This is a genomic window from Nocardia pneumoniae NBRC 100136 (genome assembly GCF_000308755.1).
Lineage (GTDB): Bacteria > Actinomycetota > Actinomycetes > Mycobacteriales > Mycobacteriaceae > Nocardia > Nocardia pneumoniae.
The window spans coordinates 33310-52436 of sequence record NZ_BAGF01000035.1 but is presented as its reverse complement, the minus strand read 5'-3'; the positions used below and the strand labels follow the sequence as shown (position 1 = coordinate 52436).

17 protein-coding genes are annotated in these 19127 nt (G+C 69.5%); 8 read left to right on the top strand and 9 right to left on the bottom strand.

Annotation, left to right across the window (positions count from 1 at the left end; translation table 11 throughout):
• Positions 1–27: 27 nt before the first annotated feature.
• Both pheS and ON34_RS10095 read right to left on the bottom strand, forming a co-directional pair.
• Positions 28–1089: a phenylalanine--tRNA ligase subunit alpha gene (gene pheS, locus ON34_RS10100; protein ID WP_051022338.1), complete on the bottom strand. Its 1062-nt coding sequence runs from the start codon at positions 1087–1089 to the stop codon at positions 28–30.
• 284 nt (positions 1090–1373) lie between these two features.
• Positions 1374–2807 (bottom strand): MFS transporter, encoded by a 1434-nt coding sequence (locus ON34_RS10095; RefSeq protein WP_040777427.1) that lies wholly within the window; start codon positions 2805–2807, stop codon positions 1374–1376.
• A 162-nt stretch (positions 2808–2969) separates the two neighbouring features.
• Here ON34_RS10095 and ON34_RS10090 point away from each other — a divergent pair, with 162 nt between their 5' ends.
• A complete protein-coding gene (locus ON34_RS10090) occupies positions 2970–3524 on the top strand; it encodes a TetR/AcrR family transcriptional regulator (RefSeq protein WP_083889281.1) in 555 nt (184 codons plus the stop codon).
• Positions 3525–3527: 3 nt separating this feature from the next.
• Here the strand turns inward: ON34_RS10090 and ON34_RS10085 are convergent, their stop codons facing one another.
• The 4 genes from ON34_RS10085 to infC all read right to left on the bottom strand — a co-directional run bounded on the left by ON34_RS10085 (position 3528) and on the right by infC (position 5853).
• The gene (locus ON34_RS10085) at positions 3528–4331 is read right to left on the bottom strand and encodes a TrmH family RNA methyltransferase (protein ID WP_040777421.1); all 804 of its coding nucleotides are present in this window, start codon (positions 4329–4331) and stop codon (positions 3528–3530) included.
• A gap of 112 nt (positions 4332–4443) precedes the next feature.
• A complete protein-coding gene (gene rplT / locus ON34_RS10080; protein WP_040777418.1) occupies positions 4444–4824 on the bottom strand; it encodes a 50S ribosomal protein L20 in 381 nt (126 codons plus the stop codon).
• A 111-nt stretch (positions 4825–4935) separates the two neighbouring features.
• Positions 4936–5130 carry a 50S ribosomal protein L35 gene (gene rpmI, locus ON34_RS10075; RefSeq protein WP_040777415.1) on the bottom strand — a complete coding sequence of 65 codons (195 nt, stop codon included), beginning with the start codon at positions 5128–5130 and terminating at the stop codon, positions 4936–4938.
• 57 nt (positions 5131–5187) lie between these two features.
• Positions 5188–5853 carry a translation initiation factor IF-3 gene (infC, locus tag ON34_RS10070; protein ID WP_083889279.1) on the bottom strand — a complete coding sequence of 222 codons (666 nt, stop codon included), beginning with the start codon at positions 5851–5853 and terminating at the stop codon, positions 5188–5190.
• A 349-nt stretch (positions 5854–6202) separates the two neighbouring features.
• On the opposite strand from infC, the gene ON34_RS10065 reads away from it, so the two are divergent.
• The 3 genes from ON34_RS10065 (at position 6203) to ON34_RS10055 (ending at position 7939) form a co-directional block, all read left to right on the top strand.
• Positions 6203–6730 carry a DinB family protein gene (locus ON34_RS10065; RefSeq protein ID WP_040777409.1) on the top strand — a complete coding sequence of 176 codons (528 nt, stop codon included), beginning with the start codon at positions 6203–6205 and terminating at the stop codon, positions 6728–6730.
• A gap of 5 nt (positions 6731–6735) precedes the next feature.
• A complete protein-coding gene (locus ON34_RS10060; RefSeq protein ID WP_040777406.1) occupies positions 6736–7077 on the top strand; it encodes a DUF1844 domain-containing protein in 342 nt (113 codons plus the stop codon).
• 151 nt (positions 7078–7228) lie between these two features.
• On the top strand, positions 7229–7939 hold the full coding sequence (locus ON34_RS10055; protein ID WP_040777399.1) for an alpha/beta fold hydrolase: 711 nt from the start codon (positions 7229–7231) through the stop codon (positions 7937–7939).
• Between the two features lie 106 nt (positions 7940–8045).
• On the opposite strand, the gene uvrA is transcribed toward ON34_RS10055, so the two are convergent.
• Positions 8046–10997 (bottom strand): excinuclease ABC subunit UvrA, encoded by a 2952-nt coding sequence (uvrA, locus tag ON34_RS10050; protein WP_040777396.1) that lies wholly within the window; start codon positions 10995–10997, stop codon positions 8046–8048.
• Between the two features lie 380 nt (positions 10998–11377).
• On the opposite strand from uvrA, the gene ON34_RS10045 reads away from it, so the two are divergent.
• Positions 11378–12934, top strand: a complete 1557-nt coding sequence (locus tag ON34_RS10045; protein ID WP_051022337.1) for a sensor histidine kinase — start codon at positions 11378–11380, stop codon at positions 12932–12934.
• Between the two features lie 4 nt (positions 12935–12938).
• Here ON34_RS10045 and ON34_RS10040 read toward each other — a convergent pair whose 3' ends face one another.
• Positions 12939–13655 carry a sigma 54 modulation/S30EA ribosomal C-terminal domain-containing protein gene (locus ON34_RS10040; RefSeq protein ID WP_051022348.1) on the bottom strand — a complete coding sequence of 239 codons (717 nt, stop codon included), beginning with the start codon at positions 13653–13655 and terminating at the stop codon, positions 12939–12941.
• Between the two features lie 706 nt (positions 13656–14361).
• Between ON34_RS10040 and ON34_RS10035 the strand changes: the two genes are divergently transcribed.
• The 3 genes from ON34_RS10035 to ON34_RS10025 all read left to right on the top strand — a co-directional run bounded on the left by ON34_RS10035 (position 14362) and on the right by ON34_RS10025 (position 18476).
• On the top strand, positions 14362–15711 hold the full coding sequence (locus tag ON34_RS10035) for a diguanylate cyclase domain-containing protein (RefSeq protein WP_040777393.1): 1350 nt from the start codon (positions 14362–14364) through the stop codon (positions 15709–15711).
• 11 nt (positions 15712–15722) lie between these two features.
• Positions 15723–16058, top strand: coding sequence for an antibiotic biosynthesis monooxygenase family protein (locus ON34_RS10030; RefSeq protein ID WP_040777390.1), 336 nt, complete (start codon positions 15723–15725; stop codon positions 16056–16058).
• A 120-nt stretch (positions 16059–16178) separates the two neighbouring features.
• A complete protein-coding gene (locus ON34_RS10025; protein WP_040777387.1) occupies positions 16179–18476 on the top strand; it encodes a HelD family protein in 2298 nt (765 codons plus the stop codon).
• Positions 18477–18657: 181 nt separating this feature from the next.
• Here the strand turns inward: ON34_RS10025 and ON34_RS10020 are convergent, their stop codons facing one another.
• Entirely contained in the window at positions 18658–19110 is a 453-nt protein-coding gene (locus tag ON34_RS10020) for a universal stress protein (RefSeq protein ID WP_040777384.1), read from the bottom strand.
• Between the last annotated feature and the right edge of the window lie 17 nt (positions 19111–19127).

Genomic DNA, 19127 nt, shown 5'->3' with positions numbered 1-19127 from the left:
TTTCGCTCTCTCGATCGAAGGGTGGGTTCAGGACCGGATACCGAAGGGCAGCGTGAAACGCACGTCGCCTTCGACGATGTCGCGCATGTCCGGGATGCCGTTGCGGAACTGCAGGGTGCGCTCCAAGCCCATGCCGAACGCGAACCCGCTGTACACCTCGGGATCGATCCCGCTGGCGATCAGCACCTTCGGGTTCACCATGCCGCAACCGCCCCATTCGACCCAGCCGGGACCGCCCTTCTTGTCCGGGAACCACACGTCGACCTCGGCGGAGGGCTCGGTGAACGGAAAGTAGTTCGGGCGCATGCGGGTCCGGGTCTCCGGACCGAACAGCGCCCTGGCGAACGCGTCCAGGGTGCCACGCAGGTGCGCCATGGTCAGGCCCTTGTCCACCGCCAGGCCCTCGACCTGGGAGAACACCGGGGTGTGCGTGGCATCCAGTTCGTCGGTGCGGAACGTGCGACCGGGGCAGACCACGTAGATCGGCAGGTCGCGTTCCAGCATCGAGCGCACCTGCACCGGAGAGGTGTGCGTGCGCAGGACCTGCCGGGAACCCTCCGGCGCGATGTGGAAGGTGTCCTGCATGGTGCGCGCCGGATGGTCGGGCAGGAAGTTCAGCGCGTCGAAGTTGAAGTGCTCGGTCTCCACCTCGGGACCCTCGGCGACCTCCCAGCCCATCGCGACGAACACGTCGGCGATCTGCTCGGAGATGACGGTGATCGGGTGCCGGGCGCCCACCGCCGTGCGGCGCGCGGGCAGCGTCACGTCGATGGCCTCGGCGACCAGCACGGCGGCGTCGCGCTCGGCCAGCAGGGTGGCGCGGCGTGCCTCGAAGGCCTCGGACACGCGGCCCCTGGCGAGGTTGACCCGCTTGCCCGCGTCGGCCTTCTCCGACTTCGGCAGGCCACCGAGAGCGCGCTGGGCCAGCGCCAGCGGCGCCTTGGCGCCGAGGTGTTCGGTTTTCGCGACCGCGAGCGCATCCAGGTCGGCGGCAGCGGCGAACGCCTTCTCGGCGGCCGCCGCGGCCGCGGCCAGTGCCTCCTCGGTCAGCGCCGCGTTCTGCTCGCCTGCGTCGATGTCGTCGGCCACGATGCTCCGTCTCTCCCCTGGGGATCGGTTCGCGGGCACAGCTGATTGCCGACCCGCATTGCTGCTGGTCGAATCGTATTCGATGGCTCGGGGGCGATTCACGCGGATTACCCGCTAACGCAGACCGGACAGTCTGTTATCGGCGCGGGGACCAGCGCCGATAACGGCGGTGGAGAGCCTGGATCACCATGACGTGCGACGACGTGGTCGGTGTCACGGTCGCGCCACCTACAGCACAATGCGCCCCTCCCCGCCGAAGCGTTGGAGAGGCGCATCGCATGCGATCAGCCCGCCGCGACCACCCGCCGCGGCAACAGAAGTGACACCAGCGCCCCCACCGCGACAATGCCCGCGCCGACCCACACCGCTGGCACCAGCCCGTCCACGAAACTCTGCGGCCCGAGGTAGGAACCGGACGAGGCGAAGACCGACGCGAGCACCGCGACACCCATCGCCACGCCGACTTCGCGGACTGTGTTGTTGGTACCGGAGGCCATGGCCTGGTCCTCCGGCGCCGCGCTGGCCATCACGATGGTCGATGCGGGCGCGAAGGTCAGGCCCATGCCGACGCCCGCGAGCAGGAACGGCGCGACGTACGAGCCGTAGCCGATGTCAACGGTGGTGATCGCGGCCATCCAGGCCAGCGCGGCGGCCAGCAGCACCTGCCCGGCGGTGATCAATGTGCGCGCGCCGATCCGGTCCACCAGCAGACCCGCGATCGGCGCCACCACCATCGGCGCCATGGTCCACGGCATGGTGCGCACGCCCGATTCCAGCGGGCTGTAGCCCTGCACCACCTGGAAATACTGTGCCAGCAGGAAGATCGACCCGAACACGCCGACCGAGAATGCAAAACCGACCACATTGCTGACGCTGAAGGCCCGGGAACGGAACAGCCGCAGCGGCAACATCGGGTCCGGCGTCCGCAGTTCCCAGCCGATCAGGCCGGCCAGCAGCGCGGCGCCGCCGATGAGCGCGGACAGCACACCTGCGGAGGTCCAGCCGTCGTCGGCCCCGTGCACGACGCCCCACACGATGGCGAGCACGCCGCCCGCCGACAGCAGCAGGCCCACCGGATCGAGGCGGCGGCTGCCACCGTGCGATTCGGCCAGCACCCGCGCCGCGAACGGCAACACCAGCAGGCCGATGGGCACGTTCAGCCAGAAGATCCACTGCCAGCTCAGCCCGTCCACCACCGCGCCGCCGATGAGCGGCCCGAGCGCGACGCCGAGACCGGCGATCCCACCCCAGATGCCGATGGCCGCATTGCGCATCCGCTCCGGAACGGCTGCCGACAGCAAGGTCAGCGACAGCGGCATCACGCCCGCCGCGCCGAAGCCCTGCACCGCGCGTGCGGCGATCAGCATGCCCGGCTCGGTCGCCAGGGCGCAGGCGGCGGACGCCAGCGTGAACAGGGCGATGCCGAGCAGGAAGATCCTGCGCCTGCCCAGCCGGTCGCCGATGGCGGAGGCGGTGAGCAGCAGCGAGGCGAACGACAGCGTGTACGCGTTGACGAACCACTGCAAGTCGGTGAGCGAAGCACCCAGTTCGGTGCGGATCACCGGCAGTGCGTTCGTCACGACGAGGTTGTCCAGCGTGACCATGAACATCGGGATGCCGACGGCGGCCAGGACGGCGGCGAGCCTGCGCCCGCCGATGGTCGGCGCGGGCGCCGCCGCGACCGGCGTCGCGGCGGCGGAGGGAAGAGTTTCGGTCATGTCCAGCCCTTGTTGTAATTGACTGATAACTAATGTCCCGAACAGTATGCATTGACTGATAACATGTCAAGGCGAGCCAGCAGTGGCGAGTTCTCCAGCGACATCGCCAGCCGCGAGAACCGACAGAGATGGAGCACGATGGCGGGAACGACCAGGACCAGAATGACCGCGACCGAACGGGGCGAGCAGGTATTGTGCGCGGCCGTCTCGGCCTTCGCCGAGTCCGGTTACGCCGCCACCCGGACCGACGAGATCGCCAGGCGCGCGGGCGTTTCGCAGCCGTACGTGATCCGGCTCTTCGGCACCAAGCAGCACCTCTTCCGCGCCGCGATGCACCGCGTATGCGACCGGATCGAGGACATCTTCCGGACGTCACGCAATGCCGCGCCGCCCGACGCGAGCCCCGACGAGGCCCTGACCGCCCTCGCCAACGGCTATTCGGTGTTCCTGGCGGAACGAGAACTGCTCCAGGTGCTGCTGCACGGCTTCGCGGCCAGCGCCGACCCCGAGATCGGCGACGAGGTCAGGGAGCGGTTCGGCGCGATCTACCAGCTGATCCGGGAACTGACCGGAGCACCCGCGACCGAGGCCCGGCGGTTCCTCGCCACCGGCATGCTGCTGACGGTGATGAGCGCGATGCGGGTCGCCGGGCCGGAGTCGGTGCCCGCGGCGTGGGCGGCGGAGATCATGCAGGACCTGAGCAAGTACGGCGATTGACCATTAGACGCCGTAGCGGACGCGGGAGTTCGCGTAGAGGCAGATCGCGGCCGCGGTCGCCAGATTCAGGCTTTCGGCGCGGCCGCGAATGGGGATGCGGACGCGGTGGTCGGCGCGGCGCGCGACGGCGGGATCCAGGCCGTGCGCCTCGTTCCCGAACAGCCACGCGACGGGGCGGGTGAACAGTTCGTCGGCGTCGTCGAGGTCGACTTCACCGTTCGCCGCGGTCGCCAGGATCGTGATGCCCGCCGCCGCGATCGACTCCAGCGTCTCGCCGACGTCCCGGTGCCGCGCGATCGGCACGTGGAAGATGCTGCCCGCGCTGGCCCGCACGCATTTGCCGTTGTGCGGGTCGACGGTGTCGCCCGCCAGCACCACGCCGTCGGCGCCGACGGAATCGGCGACCCGCACCAGCGTCCCCGCATTGCCGGGCTCGGCCATCTCGACGGGAACGGCCAGAATCCGCGGGCTCGCGTCGAGGATGTGCGCCAACGGCACGTCGATCAGATCGCAGACCGCTATCAAGCCGGGCGCGGTGACGGTCTCGCTCAGATGCTGCGCCGCGCGGTCGCTCACCAGCGTGGTGCGAACGCCCGTGGCGGCCGCTGCGGCGATCAGCGCGTGGTCGCGTTCGGCGGCCGCTCGCGAATAGAACAGCTCGTGCACCCGTGCCGTCTCCAGCGCGGCGGCGACCGCGTTGGCGCCCTCGGCGAGGAACCGGCCCGTCTTGCGACGCTGCGCGCCGCGCTGGAGTTTGACGGCGGCGACGACACGAGGGTTGCGCCAGTCTATGAAGTCAGCTTCCACAGCGATCCGCCGAAGGCCGACTCGACAGAACGACCCGCGGAGTGCGCTCGTTGAGCGCTTCCACGGGTCGTTCCGACAGTTGTCCGTGTCCGGGTATCAATCGGCGTCCGGATCAGGCGGCCGGGGCGTTGACATCCTGGGGCAGGGCGGCCTTGGCGACCGCGACGAGACCGGCGAACGCCTCGGCGTCCGACACCGCGAGCTCGGCGAGAATCTTGCGGTCCACCTCGACACCCGCGGCCTTCAGGCCCTGGATGAAGCGGTTGTAGGTGATGTCGTTGATCCGCGCCGCGGCGTTGATCCGGGCGATCCACAGCTTGCGGAAGTCACCCTTGCGCGCCCGGCGGTCCCGGTACGCGTAGGCGAGCGAGTGCAGCTGCTGCTCCTTGGCCTTGCGGTACAGCCGCGAGCGCTGGCCGCGGTAGCCCTTGGAGGCCTCGAGAATGGAACGGCGCTTCTTCTGCGCGTTGACGGCCCTTTTGACGCGTGCCACTGGTCAGTCCTGTTCGATGTGGGGGCGCGGGGCGGCGCCCGGAAATGGGTCGGGAATGGCGCCGGACAGGGTCCGGTCGCGGTGTGCCGGCTGGTCTGCGCGGCGGCGCGATCAGATACCGAGCAGCTTCTTCACGCGACGGACGTCGGCGGCCGCGACGACCTCCACGCCGTCCAGACGACGAGTCCGGCGGGTGGGCTTGTGCTCGAACAGGTGGCGACGGTTCGCCTGCTGGCGAAGCAGCTTGCCTTTACCGGACACCTTGAATCGCTTCGAGGCGCCGCTGTGGCTCTTCATCTTCGGCATGGATTCCTCTATCTGTCGTCCGGCGGCCCCGTGGGACCGCCGGTGTTCTGATCGGTGTTACTGCGGGCCGGCCGTCTCGGCCTGCTCCGCGGCGGGCTGACCGGCCGGTGCGGCGCTGGGCGCCGGGCGCTGCGCGGACTCCTGCTGCGCCTTCACCCGCGTCTTCGCACCCTTGTGGGGGGCGAGGACCATGGTCATGTTGCGACCGTCCTGCTTGGCCGAGGTTTCCACGAAACCGAGGTCGGCGACGTCGGACGCCAGCCGCTGCAGCAGCCGGAAACCGAGTTCGGGCCGGGACTGCTCACGGCCGCGGAACATGATGGTCACCTTGACCTTGGACCCGGCCTCGAGGAAGCGAACGACGTTCCGCTTCTTGGTCTCGTAGTCGTGGTCATCGATCTTCGGACGGAGCTTCTGCTCCTTGATCACCGTCTGCTGCTGGTTCTTCCGAGACTCGCGCGCCTTCTGCGCCGTCTCGTACTTGAACTTGCCGTAGTCCATGATCTTGCAGACCGGCGGACGGGCATCGGGTGCCACCTCGACCAGATCGAGGTCGGCTTCGAGGGCGACGCGTAATGCATCCTCAACACGCACGATCCCAACCTGCTCGCCGCCAGGTCCGATGAGACGGACCTCGGGAACACGGATGCGATCGTTGATGCGGGTCTCAGTGCTGATGGGGCCTCCTAGGTCAAGCGGTGTCGTCAGACGACCGCACGCAATAACTGCAACCCCTGTTCAACACGAAGGCCCCGGCGCGGTATTCCGCGACACGGGGCCCGATGTCGACCGATCGCCGATCACGAGCGAACTCGCATCGACCCTCGTGCGGCGGCTCTCCTGCGAGAACCCCGGCACGAGGAACCCGCCCTCGCGGGGCGGGTGACCGGACCGTCGACCGTACGATCACTCGTCGGAAACGGTGGGAGTCGGGCTCCACTTATCAGCCCCGGGCAAGCCCCGGGGCGGTCGTCAGCGGCCAGTCTAACATTCCGTTCGGCTATCGCCGAATCGGGACGAATCCGGAGGAAAACCGCTTGCCCGGCCGTATCGCGCGTGCCACGCTCCCCCGGTGCGCGAACCACGCCGTGACCTGCTGCGCTGGCAGTTCGACCTGACCTGGTCGCTCGCCGGCATCCATCTCGACGCGCTGGCGCCCGAGGATTTCCTCTGGGAACCTGCCGGGCTCACCTGGACCGTGCGCCCCGACGCGGACGGCGTGTGGCGACCGGACTGGGCCGACACCGAACCAGACCCCGTGCCGGTCCCCACGATCGGCTGGCTCACCTGGCACATCGGCTGGTGGTGGGGCACGGCCATCGACCACGCCGAGGGGCTGACGCCACCCGCACGCGAGGACGTGCATTGGCCCGGCGACGGCGCCGCGGCCATCGCCTGCCTGCGCGACCTCGGCACGGAGTGGGAGCGTGTGCTCGACGGACTGACCGGATCCGACTTGGATCGCCCCACCGCGTATCCGTGGCCCGCCGACGCCGGATTGACCCTCGCGCATCTGGCGGGCTGGGTGAACGCGGAGCTGATGAAGAACATCACGGAGATCGGCCACCTCCGGATGCTGCGGGCGGCGTCGCTAGCCTGAAGGGCATGACTGACGAGCTCGACACCTCCGTACGCGAACTGGCCGACATCCCCGCGGTCGAGGTGATCAGCCGCGCCGCCGTGATGCTGATGAGCTCCGCGGCGGAGAAACTCGGGCTGGCAGAGGAGGATCCGGACGCCAGTCCGCGCCGCGACCTGGACGAGGCGCGGCGCGTGATCACCGCGCTGGCCGGACTGGTGACGGCGTCGGTGGAGTACCTGGGTCCGCACGCGGGGCCGATCCGCGAGGGTCTGCAATCGCTGCAGCGCGCCTTCCGCGAGTCGTCCGCCCATCCCGACGAGCCGGGCAAAGGTCCGGGCGAGAAATACACCGGCCCGGTCTACTGACGCGAAGCGGAGCCGACTCCCGGCCCAGGGAGGAAAGCCACCCGGCCGCCGCGACGCGAAAATCACGGCGCGGGGCGGGAATTCTGGACGAATCACACTCTGCCGCCCCGAAGTTTAGGAAAATTCCCAGAGGGTAGGGCACAGTGAGGCCATGGCTACTCGGATTCTTCTCGCTCCCGGATTCTGGCTCGGTGCATGGGCGTGGGACGAGGTCGCCCCTGATCTGCGCCAGCGCGGCAACGAGGTAACAGCGCTCACGCTGCCCGGCCTGGACGCGGCGGACCCAGACCGGCTGTCGGCGACCCTGGAAGCCCAGGCCCAGGCCGTCATCGACGCGGTGCCCCCGGGTGAAACCGTCGTTCTGGTCGCGCATTCCGGCGGCGCGGCACCCGCCTATCTGGCCATCGACCGCGCACCCGAGCTGTTCCGCCGCGCGATCTACGTCGACAGCGCGCCGCTGCCGAACGGCTTCGTCATCAACTCCGCGCTCGACATCGCGGCGCGCGAATGGACCCTGCCGGAATGGTCCGAGCTGGAGGCTGAGGGCAGCAGCCTGGCCGGACTGGACGAGGCGGCCTTGGCGCGCTTCCGCGAGCGCGCCGTGTCCGAGCCGGTGTCCATCGCCGCGGCACCGCTGCGTTTGAGCGATTCACCCGCGCGCCGGGCCGTCCCCACCACCGTGATCTGCAGCACCATGACCGCCGAGCTGGTCAAGAAGCTGCGGGACAACGGCGAAGCCGCGATCTTCGCCGAGCTGGGCCGCATCGATGCCGAGTACGTCGACCTGCCGACCGGTCACTGGCCGATGTGGTCCAAGCCGAAAGAACTCGCGGAGCTCATCGATGCGATCGCAAATCGCTGACATCGCCTGCTGACATCATCGACGGGGCGACACCTTCAGCCGCCCCGCCAGCGACGAAACGCGGCGCGACCCGAGCGAATCGGGACCCCGCCGCGCCGACGACAGGTCAGCCGACCACCGCCGCCTTCTTCGTCACCCGCTTCGTGGCCTTGGCCGCGGCGGCCTTCTTCGCCGGGGCCTTCTTCGCGACTTTCGGCGCGGGCGGCTGGTCCAGCACGTCCCGGAGGAACTGGCCGGTGTAGCTTCCCGCGACCGCCGCGACATCTTCCGGCGTGCCCTCGGCCACCACGGTGCCGCCGCCGGATCCGCCCTCCGGACCCATATCGATCACCCAGTCGGAGGTCTTGATGACGTCCAGGTTGTGTTCGATGACGATCACCGTGTTGCCCTTGTCCACCAGCCCGTTGATCACGGCCAGCAGCTTGCGGATGTCCTCGAAGTGCAGGCCGGTGGTCGGCTCGTCGAGGATGTACACCGTGCGTCCGGTGGACCGCTTCTGCAGTTCGGCGGCCAGCTTCACGCGCTGCGCCTCGCCGCCGGACAGGGTCGGCGCGCTCTGACCAAGGCGCACGTAGCCGAGCCCGACGTCCACCAGGGTCTTGAGATAGCGGTAGATCGAGGTGACCGGCTCGAAGAACGCCGCGGCCTCCTCGATGGACATGTCCAGCACCTCGGCGATGGTCTTGCCCTTGTAGTGCACCTCGAGGGTTTCCCGGTTGTAGCGGGCGCCGTGGCAGACCTCACACGGGACGTACACGTCCGGCAGGAAGTTCATCTCGATCTTCAGCGTGCCGTCGCCGGAGCACGCCTCGCAGCGGCCGCCCTTGACGTTGAACGAGAATCGGCCGGGCTGGTAACCGCGGACCTTCGCCTCGGTGGTGGCCGCGAACAGCGTGCGGATCTTGTCGAAGACGCCCGTGTAGGTGGCCGGGTTCGACCGCGGCGTGCGGCCGATCGGCGACTGGTCCACCTGCACCAGCTTGTCCAGGTGGTCGAGCCCGTTGACCCGGGTGTGCCTGCCCGGCACCTGCCGCGCGCCGTTGAGCCGGTTCGCCAGCACCGTCGCCAGGATGTCGTTCACCAGCGTCGACTTTCCCGATCCCGATACGCCGGTCACCGCGGTGAGCACGCCGAGCGGGAAGCTGACGTCGATGCCCTCGAGATTGTGCTCGCTCGCACCGACCACGGTGAGCTGCCGCTTCTTGCTGACCGGCCGGCGCACCAGCGGAACCTCGATGCGCTCGCGGCCGGAAAGGTACGCGCCGGTGAGGGAATTCGGATCGGTGAGCAGTTCCTCGTAGGGCCCGCTGTGCACCACCGTGCCGCCGTGCTCGCCGGCGTACGGGCCGATGTCGACCACCCAGTCGGAGGCGCGGATGGTGTCCTCGTCGTGCTCGACCACGATCAGCGTGTTGCCCAGATTGCGCAGGCGCGTGAGGGTTTCGATGAGCCTGCGGTTGTCCCGCTGGTGCAAGCCGATGGACGGCTCGTCGAGCACGTACAGCACGCCGACCAGGCCGGAGCCGATCTGGGTGGCGAGCCGGATGCGCTGCGCCTCGCCACCGGAGAGGGTGGCGGCCGCGCGGGAGAGCGACAGGTACTCCAAGCCGACGTCGAGCAGGAAGCCCAGTCGCGCCTGCACCTCTTTGAGCACCTGCCCGGCGATGGCGGTCTCGCGCTCGCCCAGGGTCAGCGAGTTCAGGAACCGGGCGCAATCGCCGATGGACAGGTCGCTGACGTCGGCGATGGATTTCTTGTCGCCATCGGCGGCGATGGTGACCGCGAGGATCTCCGGCCGCAGCCGGGCGCCGTTGCAGACCGGGCACGGGATGTCGCGCATGTACCCGTCGTAGTGCTCTTTCATCTGCTCGGACTCGGTGTTCTCCATGCGCCGCTGCAAGAACGGCATCACGCCCTCGAAGTCCGCGTAGTACGAGCGTTTGCGGCCGTAGCGGTTGGTGTAGGAGACGTGCACCTGGTCGGCGCTGCCCTCCAGCACCGCCTTGCGCGCCTTGAGCGGGAGGTCCTGCCACGGGGTGTCCATCGAGAAACCGATGGAATCGGCGAGGCCGGACAGCAGCCTGGTGAAGTACTCGGCAGTCTGCCCGCGCGACCACGGGGCGATCGCGCCCTCGTTCAGGCTCAGCGCCGGGTCGGGCACCACCAGGTCCGGGTCGACCTCCTTGCGGATGCCGAGGCCGGTGCAGTCCGGGCAGGCGCCATAGGGCGAGTTGAACGAGAACGAGCGCGGCTCCAGGTCCTCGATGTCGAGCGGGTGCCCGTTCGGGCAGGCCAGGCGCTCGGAGAAGCGGCGCTCCCGGTCGTGCGCGTGCTCGTCGCGGTCCACGAAATCGAGCACGACGATGCCGTCGGCCAGCCGCAACGCGGTCTCGATCGAGTCGGTGAGGCGCTGCTTGGAGGTCGGCTTGACCGCGAGGCGATCGACCACGACCTCGACGTCGTGCTTCTCCTGCTTCTTCAGCTTCGGCGGATCGGTGAGCGGATACACCACGCCGTCGACCCGCACGCGGGAGTAGCCCTGCGTGTTCAGCTGGTCGAACAGGTCGACGAACTCGCCCTTGCGGGTGCGCACGACCGGGGCGAGCACCTGGAAGCGGATGCCCTCCTCCATGGCCAGCACCTGGTCGACGATCTGCTGTGGCGTCTGCTTGGCGATCAGCTCGCCGCACACCGGGCAGTGCGGGGTGCCCGCGCGCGCGTAGAGCAGGCGCAGGTAGTCGTACACCTCGGTGATGGTGCCCACGGTGGAGCGGGGGTTGCGGTTGGTGGACTTCTGGTCGATCGACACCGCGGGCGACAGACCCTCGATGAAGTCGACGTCGGGCTTGTCCATCTGACCGAGGAACTGGCGCGCGTAGGCCGACAGCGACTCGACGTAGCGCCGCTGCCCTTCCGCGAAGATCGTGTCGAAGGCCAGACTCGACTTGCCCGAGCCGGACAGACCGGTGAACACGATGAGACTGTCGCGGGGCAGGTCGAGGTCGACCCCCTTCAGGTTGTGCTCCCGAGCTCCGCGCACAGTGAGGCGTTCCGCCACAGGCCGTCCCTTCTCCTTCGTGTTCGACGTCCGGACATACCCCCGGCCGCCATGCTAGGCATCGGCACCGACAAGTTTCACCGACCGCCCGCCACCTCGATGAATGGCGGGAACCTTCGGCCGGAGATCACGGATGGGGGCCGGAAACGGGCCAGGACGCCTTCGTAGCATCGCCCTCCCGGCAACACTGGTCAACAGCACGACGCGGACAGTCATTCCGCCGGGTGGTCGCGCGGTGCACAGGGCGGGCCCCGCCAGCCCGACTCGGGGCTATCGACCGCACCCCACATGGTGTGCAGCTGCCGCGACTCCGGGGCAAGCGCGCGGACAGCCGACTAGACTGAGCGGGCTCTGCGCACCCCCGGCCTCCGGAAACATCTATGACGGACGTCACTACCAGCCTCCCGGCTACGGTGCTCGACACCTTGCGCGCCATCGTGCGGACCGCCGCACGCCTGGTCGACGCACGCTACGGCGCGCTCGGCGTGCGCGGGCACGACCGGCAGCTGGTCGAATTCATCCACGAGGGCATCGACGAGGTGACCAGGGCGCGGATCGGCCGACTGCCCGAGGGGCACGGTGTGCTGGGGCTGCTGTTCGTGCAACCGGAGCCGATCCGGCTGGCGGATCTGTCGAAACATCCGGCGTCGGTGGGGTTCCCGCCCCGGCATCCGCCGATGGGGAGCTTTCTCGGCGTCCCGGTGCGGATCGGCGAGGAGATCTTCGGCAACCTGTACCTGACCGAAAAGGCGGGCGGGCAACCGTTCACCGACGACGACGAGTCGACCGTGCTGGCGCTGGCCGCCGCGGCGGGCATCGCGATCGAGAACGCCAGGCTGTACGAATCCGCGCGGACCAGGCAGGCATGGATCACGGCGACCCGCGACATCGCGACCGAGTTCCTCGCGGGCACCACGCCGGATCTGGTCCTCGCGCAGGTGGTCGCCCGTGCTCGCGCGCTGACCGGCTCGCATCAGGCGTTGCTCGCCGTGGTGGCGCCGGGAACGCCGCCCGAGGAGGCCACCGAACTCCTCGTGGCGCAATGGTTCGGCCCCGGCGCCGGCCCGCCACGGGTCCGCATCGCCGACACCGCCACCGGCAAGTCGCTCTCCGAACGCGCGGTGGTGCAGGTGACCGACGCCGGGTCCGTCGATCTGGGCGCACCGATCGGGCCCGCGGGGCCCGCGCTGATCCTGCCGCTGCGCACGGCCGACCTCGTGCTCGGCGTGCTGATCCTCGCGCGTCCACCCGCCCGCGGTCCCTACACCGACGACCTGATCGAACTGACCGCGGCCTTCACCGACCAAGCGGCGCTGGCCATGCAGTTGGCCGAGACCCAGCGCAGGATGCGCGACCTCGACGTACTCGCCGACCGCGACCGCATCGCGCGCGATCTGCACGACCATGTCATCCAGCGGCTGTTCGCGGTCGGCCTCGGGCTGCGCGCCACCGCGGCCCACACCGAGGATCCACAAGTGCGGCAACGACTTTCGGCCGAGATGGACGGTCTGCAGGAGGTGGTGCAGGAGATCCGCACGTCGATCTTCGACCTGCACGGCGGCGACCCCCTGCGGCGGCGGCTGGAAGACGCGATCCGTCAGCAGACCGCGGACGCCGCCTTCCGGACCAGCGTGCGGTTCTCCGGACCGCTGTCGGTGGTGGGCGACGCGCTCGCCGATCACGCCGAAGCCGTGGTGCGCGAATCGGTCAGCAACGCGGTGCGTCACTCCGGCGGGAACCGGCTGTCCGTCGAGATCGCCGTCGGTGACGAATTGACCGTCCTCGTCGAGGACAACGGCGCGGGCATGCCCGCGGACGTGACGCGCAGCGGCCTGGCCAATCTCGCGCATCGCGCGCATCTGTCGGACGGCCGCTGCACCGTGGAACGCGCCGCGAACGGCGGCACCAGGGTCCGCTGGTCCGCGCCGCTGGCCTAGCGCGTCAGGCGGGAACGACGAGCGCGAGGTCGTCGTCGTAACGCCGGTACAGCAGCCCGCCGCGGCCGGTGTCCGGGTCGGTGTAGAACAAGAACGGCAATCCCTTGCGGCAGAGCATGTTCGCGGCGTCGCCCGGGTTGAGGCGCGGGGCCGGTTCCGCGTCGACGACGATCGGGACCGAGCCCACGATCACCTGCGGCGACCAGTCCGGCGGGCACGTCGCGCGCTGCCGGATGAGGCGCACACCCTCGGCCGCCCAGTGCACCACGGCGTCCTCGCCGGTCTCCACGTCGGTGAACAGGTGGGCGTCGTAGTCCATCGCGTCCAGCACGGCGACCGCCTCAGCGGGCGTGCAGGTCTGCGGGGTGCAGAGTTTCCTGCGGACGATCCCCCTCGGTTCGCCGACCAGAGCCAGCGGAGGGCGCGCCGGGTCGGGCCAGATCCGTGACTCCCGCGCGGCCAGGCGGGCCAGCTGACGGTCGAGGCGTTCGACCGCGAACGTGACCGCGAAGCCGCGCGGCCCGGTGACCTGGACCCGCGTGGTGATGTCCCGGCCGCGGACGTCGACCTGCGCCACCGTCGGCTGTTCCGGGTCGGGCGGCGCGGTCAGGCGCGCCCGGGCGGCCGCGTCGAGGTGATGTCTGCGCAGCACGCGGCCGATCGCCCGCACGGTCCGGGTCACGTCCGTGTCCGGCACGGGCCCACGGGTGGTCACAGCCACTTCCGGTTCCGCCGCCGTCGCCCACTGTTCCGACGTGAATCGCCGCCCCGAGGAAACCATCTGTCACGCCCCACTTTCCAGATCGATCCAGTCCGCCCCTATGCCACCACCGCAAAAGTGCCGCGAACAGGGCCGAAAGTCACCATCGGCGAATTCCGCTGGCGCACTCCCGGATCCAGCCCTCGTGAATACACAACACCATGCACCATCGTACGGACCGCGATCAGCGCAATCCACCCCCGCGCTGGCGCGCTCGGCGTCCACGGGAACGCGCTGTCGTCGACCTGGCCGAAGCGGCTACGACAACGGCGATCCGACGAACGACCTGCGGCGCGCGGAGGGAGGCCGCACTCGCCGGTGAGCAAACCCGCCCAGAGAGTCTCCCGATCCAGCCGTATCCGACGATCGCGCCGATCCCGGCAATCGTCATCTGATCTTGATACGGCGGTGAGTTTTCTCGGAATGGAATGGGTAGCCGTATTCGGGTCGACGCCCGGCGGTATCGCTCCTCCACCGGCCCCTGGCCGACCGAGCGGGCGTCCACACCGGGACACAGTCGGTTGTGTAATGCACGCCGGATCGAACGCGAAATAATGCCAGTACTGTGATCAGAGCAAAAGCGTGGTCAGTGTGATCTTGTCCACGTCGATACCACAATAATCCCGTGTTCCAATGGCCATAATGGGGTCGATGATCGGGGGTTCGAGTGGGTGATGACAAGCTAGCCGCCGCGGTCGACGCCGCCGAACAGCTGGCCGCGCGCTACCGCTCCCTGGTCGAGCACACCCCCGACGGGATCTGTGTGCACGAGGGCGGGATGGTCGTCTACGTCAATCCCGCTACCGTCCGGCTGCTGGCCGCCGAGAGCGCCGAACAGGTGGTGGGCCGGCCGCTGACCGACTTCGTCCATCCGGCCTCGGTCCCCACGATGCTCGACCGCATCGGCGCACTCACAGTCGCGGGCGCCGCCTCCGTTCCGACCGAGGTGACGCTGATGCGGCTGGACGGCGAGACCGTCCCCGTCGAAACGGTGTCGGTGTTGACCGCGTGGCACGACCGGCTCGCCTACCAGGTGGTCATCCACGACCTGACCGCCCAGCGGCACGCCGAGGCCGCGCAGCGCAAGGCCGAGCACTACTTCACCACGGTGGTCTCCCAGCTGGAGGAGGGTGTCGTGGTGATCGATCCGGAGGGGCGGATCGAGTCGATGAACCCGGCGGCCAAACGCATCTTCGGCACCGAGGGACCCGACCGGCACGTGATCGGCCGCACCATCCAGTCGCTGCCGCTGGTGCTGCTGGACGCCAACGCTCAGCCGCTGCCGCCGAGCCGCCACCCCGTCGCACGCACCCTCGCCACGGGCGAGACCATCACCGGCTACGTCTTCGGCGTCGACCGCGTCGACGGCCAGCGCCGCTGGCTGTCGGGCAGCAGCCGCCTGCTCAATCCCGGCGACGCGCGTTCCTCGGCGGTCTCGTCCTTCGCCGACATCACCGAATTCCGCGCCAGCAGGCGGCAACTGGAGTACCAGGCCACGCACGATTCGCTGACCGGCCTGGCGAACCGCTCCTTGATCCTGTCCCAGCTGGCCGCCGCGCTGGCCAGCACCGAGGAGCTGCTGCCGGTGTCCACCGTGCTGTTCATCGACCTGGACGGGTTCAAGGCGATCAACGACACGCTCGGGCACGCCATCGGCGACACCGTGCTGCAGATCGTCGCGCAGCGGCTGCAACGCGCGCTGCGCGGTGACGACATCGTCGGCAGGCTCGGCGGTGACGAGTTCCTCGTGCTGTTGTCCGGCGTCACCCGGCGGGTCGACATCGACGCGCTGGTGGCCCGCCTGCGTTCCACCATGGCCGAGCCGATCATCGCCCGCGGGCACCGCATCCAGGTGAACGCCTCGATCGGGGTCACCGAGCTCAGCGCGGGCGACCGGCGCACCCCGGAGGCCGTGCTGCACGACGCGGACCTCGCGATGTACCGCGCGAAACCAGCGGGACACCGGGACGGCGCCGCCACCTCGGTCCGCCGGCCGAACACCACCCACGCCTCCTGACGGGTCGACGCATGATCATCGAACACGCCCTGCTGCCCGTTCGCCCGGAGTCGGCCGCCGACTTCGAGGCCGCCTTCGCCGCGGCGCGGCCGATCATCGCGAGCATGCCCGGTTTCCGGTCGCTGTCGCTGTCCCGGGGCATCGAGTCGCCGGGCAGCTACCTGCTGCGGGTGGAGTGGGACCACCTCGACGATCACGTCGTCGGATTCCGCGGATCCCCGGAATACCAGCGCTGGAAGGACCTCTTGCATCACTTCTACGACCCGTTCCCGGTGGTCGAGCACTTCACGCCGGTGACGCTCGCCGTGCCGGATGACCAGGCCGCCAGCTCGCCGTCACGAGGGTGACCTGCGATTACGGCGAGCCCTCCGCAACCCCAGTAGACTCGACAACTCTGCTTTCCGAGCGTTCACCTGCCCGGCCGGGTAGCGTGCTCGCGGCTCTTCGCGGTGACAAGGAGTTCCGTTTTGCCCGACCTCACTCAGGACCGTGCCGCCGATGCCGGCACCCCCGAGCGGACCCGCGAGACCGAACAGGAACAGGCCTACCTGTCGGTGCTGTACGACCGGCTGGACGAGATGCGCGCCTACGCGCGCAACCGGCTGCGCACGGTGCTGCTGGAGACCGGCGGCACCCCGCAGGCCCGCAGCGAACGAGAGTCCTTCACCCAGCTCTACACCGAGGACCTGGCGAAATACGACGCCGCCGAGCACGGGCTGTGCTTCGGCCGCATCGACCTCGACGGTGACCAGGAGGAGTACCGCTACATCGGCAGGCTCGGCATCCTGGACGAGAAGGACGACTACGAGTCCCTGCTGCTGGACTGGCGCGCCCCGCTGGCCCGGCCGTTCTACCTGGCCACCACCGCTGCCCCGGACGGCGTGACCCGCCGCAGGCACATCCGCTCGCGCAACCGCACGGTGACCGCGATCAACGACGAATACCTCGACCTGGAGGCCGCGCGACGAGCCGGGGTCACCGCGGGCGACGGCGGTGTCGGCAGCGAGAGCGCGTTGCTGGCCGCGCTCAACGCCGCACGCACCGGCCACATGAACGACATCGTCGAGACGATCCAGCACGAGCAGGACGCGATCATCCGCTCCGAGCACAAGAGCGTGCTCGTCGTGCAGGGCGGGCCGGGCACCGGCAAGACCGCCGTCGCGCTGCACCGCGCCGCCTACCTGCTCTACACCTACCGCCAGCAGCTGGCCAAGAGCGGCGTGCTGATCATCGGGCCGAACGCCACCTTCCTGGACTACATCGGGCAAGTGCTCCCCTCACTCGGCGAGACGGGAGTCCTGCTGTCCACCATCGGCGACCTCTATCCGGGCGTTCGGGCGACCCGCGAGGACTCCCTGCGCGCGGGCGAGATCAAGGGTTCGCTGGCGATACTCGACGTGCTCAAGCAGGCGGTGCGCGACCGTCAGGAGGTGCCTGCCGAACCGATCCGGCTGAGCTTCGACGGGTATCCGGTGGTACTGGACCGCAAGATCGTCACCAAGGCTCGTGGCCGCGCCCGGTCCTCGCGCCGCCCGCACAATCTGGCCCGGCCGATCTTCGCGGCCTCGGTGATCGACGCGCTGACCGACCAGCTCGCGAGCACCATGGGCGCCGATCTCTCCGGAGGTCCCAGCCTGCTCAGTTCGGCCGACCTCACCGAGATCCGGGACGAGATGCGCGCCGACCCGCAGATCCAGGCCGCCATCAGCGAGCTGTGGCCGATTCTGTCGCCGCAGGACGTCCTCGCCGACCTGCTCGCCGACCCCAAGCGGCTGGAGCGGGCCGCGAGCTCACTGGACCCGGCCGACCGCGCCGAACTGCTGCGCCCGGACAACGGCGAGTTCAGCGCCGCCGACGCGCCGCTGCTGGACGAGCTCGCCGAATTGCTCGGCGTGGACGACACCGAGGAGCGCGAGCGCGCCCGTCGCCGCTGGCGCGCCCAGATCGCCGAGGCGCAGGACGCGCTGGACATCCTGACCGGCTCCGCACCGCAGGATCTCGAAGACGAGCTCGACCCCGAGATCCTCATGGCCTACGACCTGATCGACGCGAGCCAGCTGGCCGAACGCCAGGACGTGCGCACCCGGCAGACCACCGCGGAGCGCGCCGCGGGCGACCGCACCTGGACCTACGGGCACGTCATCGTGGACGAGGCGCAGGAATTGTCGGAGATGGCCTGGCGCATGGTGATGCGGCGCATCCCGAACCGGTGGGTCACCGTGGTCGGCGACGTCGCGCAGACCGGCGACCCCGCGGGCACGTCCTCGTGGCAGCGGATGCTGGAACCCTACGTCGCCGCCCGGTGGAAGCTGACCGAGCTGACCGTCAACTACCGCACCCCCGCCGAAATCATGGACGTCGCCGCCGACGTCCTCGCCGCGATCGATCCCACCGCGTCCGCGCCGCGGTCGGTCCGCGAGACCGGCGTCGCGCCCCGCGCCTACCGGGTCGCTCCCGGCGACGTGCACGCGCAGGTCGCTCGGCTCGTCGCCGCCGAGACCGGACCGGGCACCACGGCGGTGATCGCGCCGCACGCGCTGGTGGCGGAGCTGAGCGACCTCGCGGGCGAGTCGGTGCGGGTGCTGACCGTGCACGAGGTGAAGGGCCTGGAGTTCGACGCGGTCTACCTGGTCGAGCCGCAGAGCATTCTCGGCGAATCGCCGCGCGGGCTCAACGATCTGTACGTCGCGCTCACCCGCGCGACCCAGCGGCTGGGTGTGGTGCACAGCGGCGAGTTGCCGGATGTGCTCGACCGGTTGCGCTGACAGCACTGCCCATGGACGACGAAAGGTCCGGTATCGCATCGCGATTCGCGACCGACACCGGACCTCGTCAGCAGTTCGGCCGCGGTCGGGCCTGCTTTGCATCGCGGGTGCCCGGCGTCCGCCGGGCTGCGAGCCTGGATTCCGATTCGATCCGGGAGTACTCCCGCTGACTCCGTGAACCTCAGCGCACGGTGTGCACGATCAGCACGTCCGAACGCGACTTGCGCGCCACGTCGGAGGGCACCGAACCGAGCAGCCGGCCGGTCAGCGTGTTCAGACCCCGGTTGCCGACCACGAGCAGATCGGCCTCTACCTCCTTGACCAGCGACAGCAGCGACTCCACCGGCTCACCGACCACGGCGCGCTCGATGATGTCGGCCGCGCCCGCCGCGATGGCCTTGTCGCGCGCGATGCGCAGGATCTCGTTGGTCGGCGCGGAACCGCGGACCTGGTAGGCCTCCTCCTTGAGCACATCTGCGGCGGCGGCGATATCGCGATCGTCGGTCGGGTAGTACGCGCAGGCGACGATCAGCGTCGCGCCGGAGACGCCGGCCAGAGCGCCGGCCTTCTCGACGGCGACATATGATGAGTCCGAGCCATCGGTACCGACGACAATGGTCCGGTAGGCGGTCATTCTCTCCTCCAACTATG

Excerpts from the sequence above, each read along its gene's own strand:
- ON34_RS10095 (WP_040777427.1), bottom strand. The coding sequence starts at position 2,807 with ATGACCGAAACTCTTCCCTCCGCCGCCGCGACGCCGGTCGCGGCGGCG.
- ON34_RS10090 (WP_083889281.1), top strand. The coding sequence starts at position 2,970 with ATGACCGCGACCGAACGGGGCGAGCAGGTATTGTGCGCGGCCGTCTCG.
- rpmI (WP_040777415.1), bottom strand. The coding sequence starts at position 5,130 with ATGCCGAAGATGAAGAGCCACAGCGGCGCCTCGAAGCGATTCAAGGTG.
- ON34_RS10060 (WP_040777406.1), top strand. The coding sequence starts at position 6,736 with ATGACTGACGAGCTCGACACCTCCGTACGCGAACTGGCCGACATCCCC.
- ON34_RS10055 (WP_040777399.1), top strand. The coding sequence starts at position 7,229 with ATGGCTACTCGGATTCTTCTCGCTCCCGGATTCTGGCTCGGTGCATGG.
- ON34_RS10045 (WP_051022337.1), top strand. The coding sequence starts at position 11,378 with ATGACGGACGTCACTACCAGCCTCCCGGCTACGGTGCTCGACACCTTG.
- ON34_RS10030 (WP_040777390.1), top strand. The coding sequence starts at position 15,723 with ATGATCATCGAACACGCCCTGCTGCCCGTTCGCCCGGAGTCGGCCGCC.
- ON34_RS10020 (WP_040777384.1), bottom strand. The coding sequence starts at position 19,110 with ATGACCGCCTACCGGACCATTGTCGTCGGTACCGATGGCTCGGACTCA.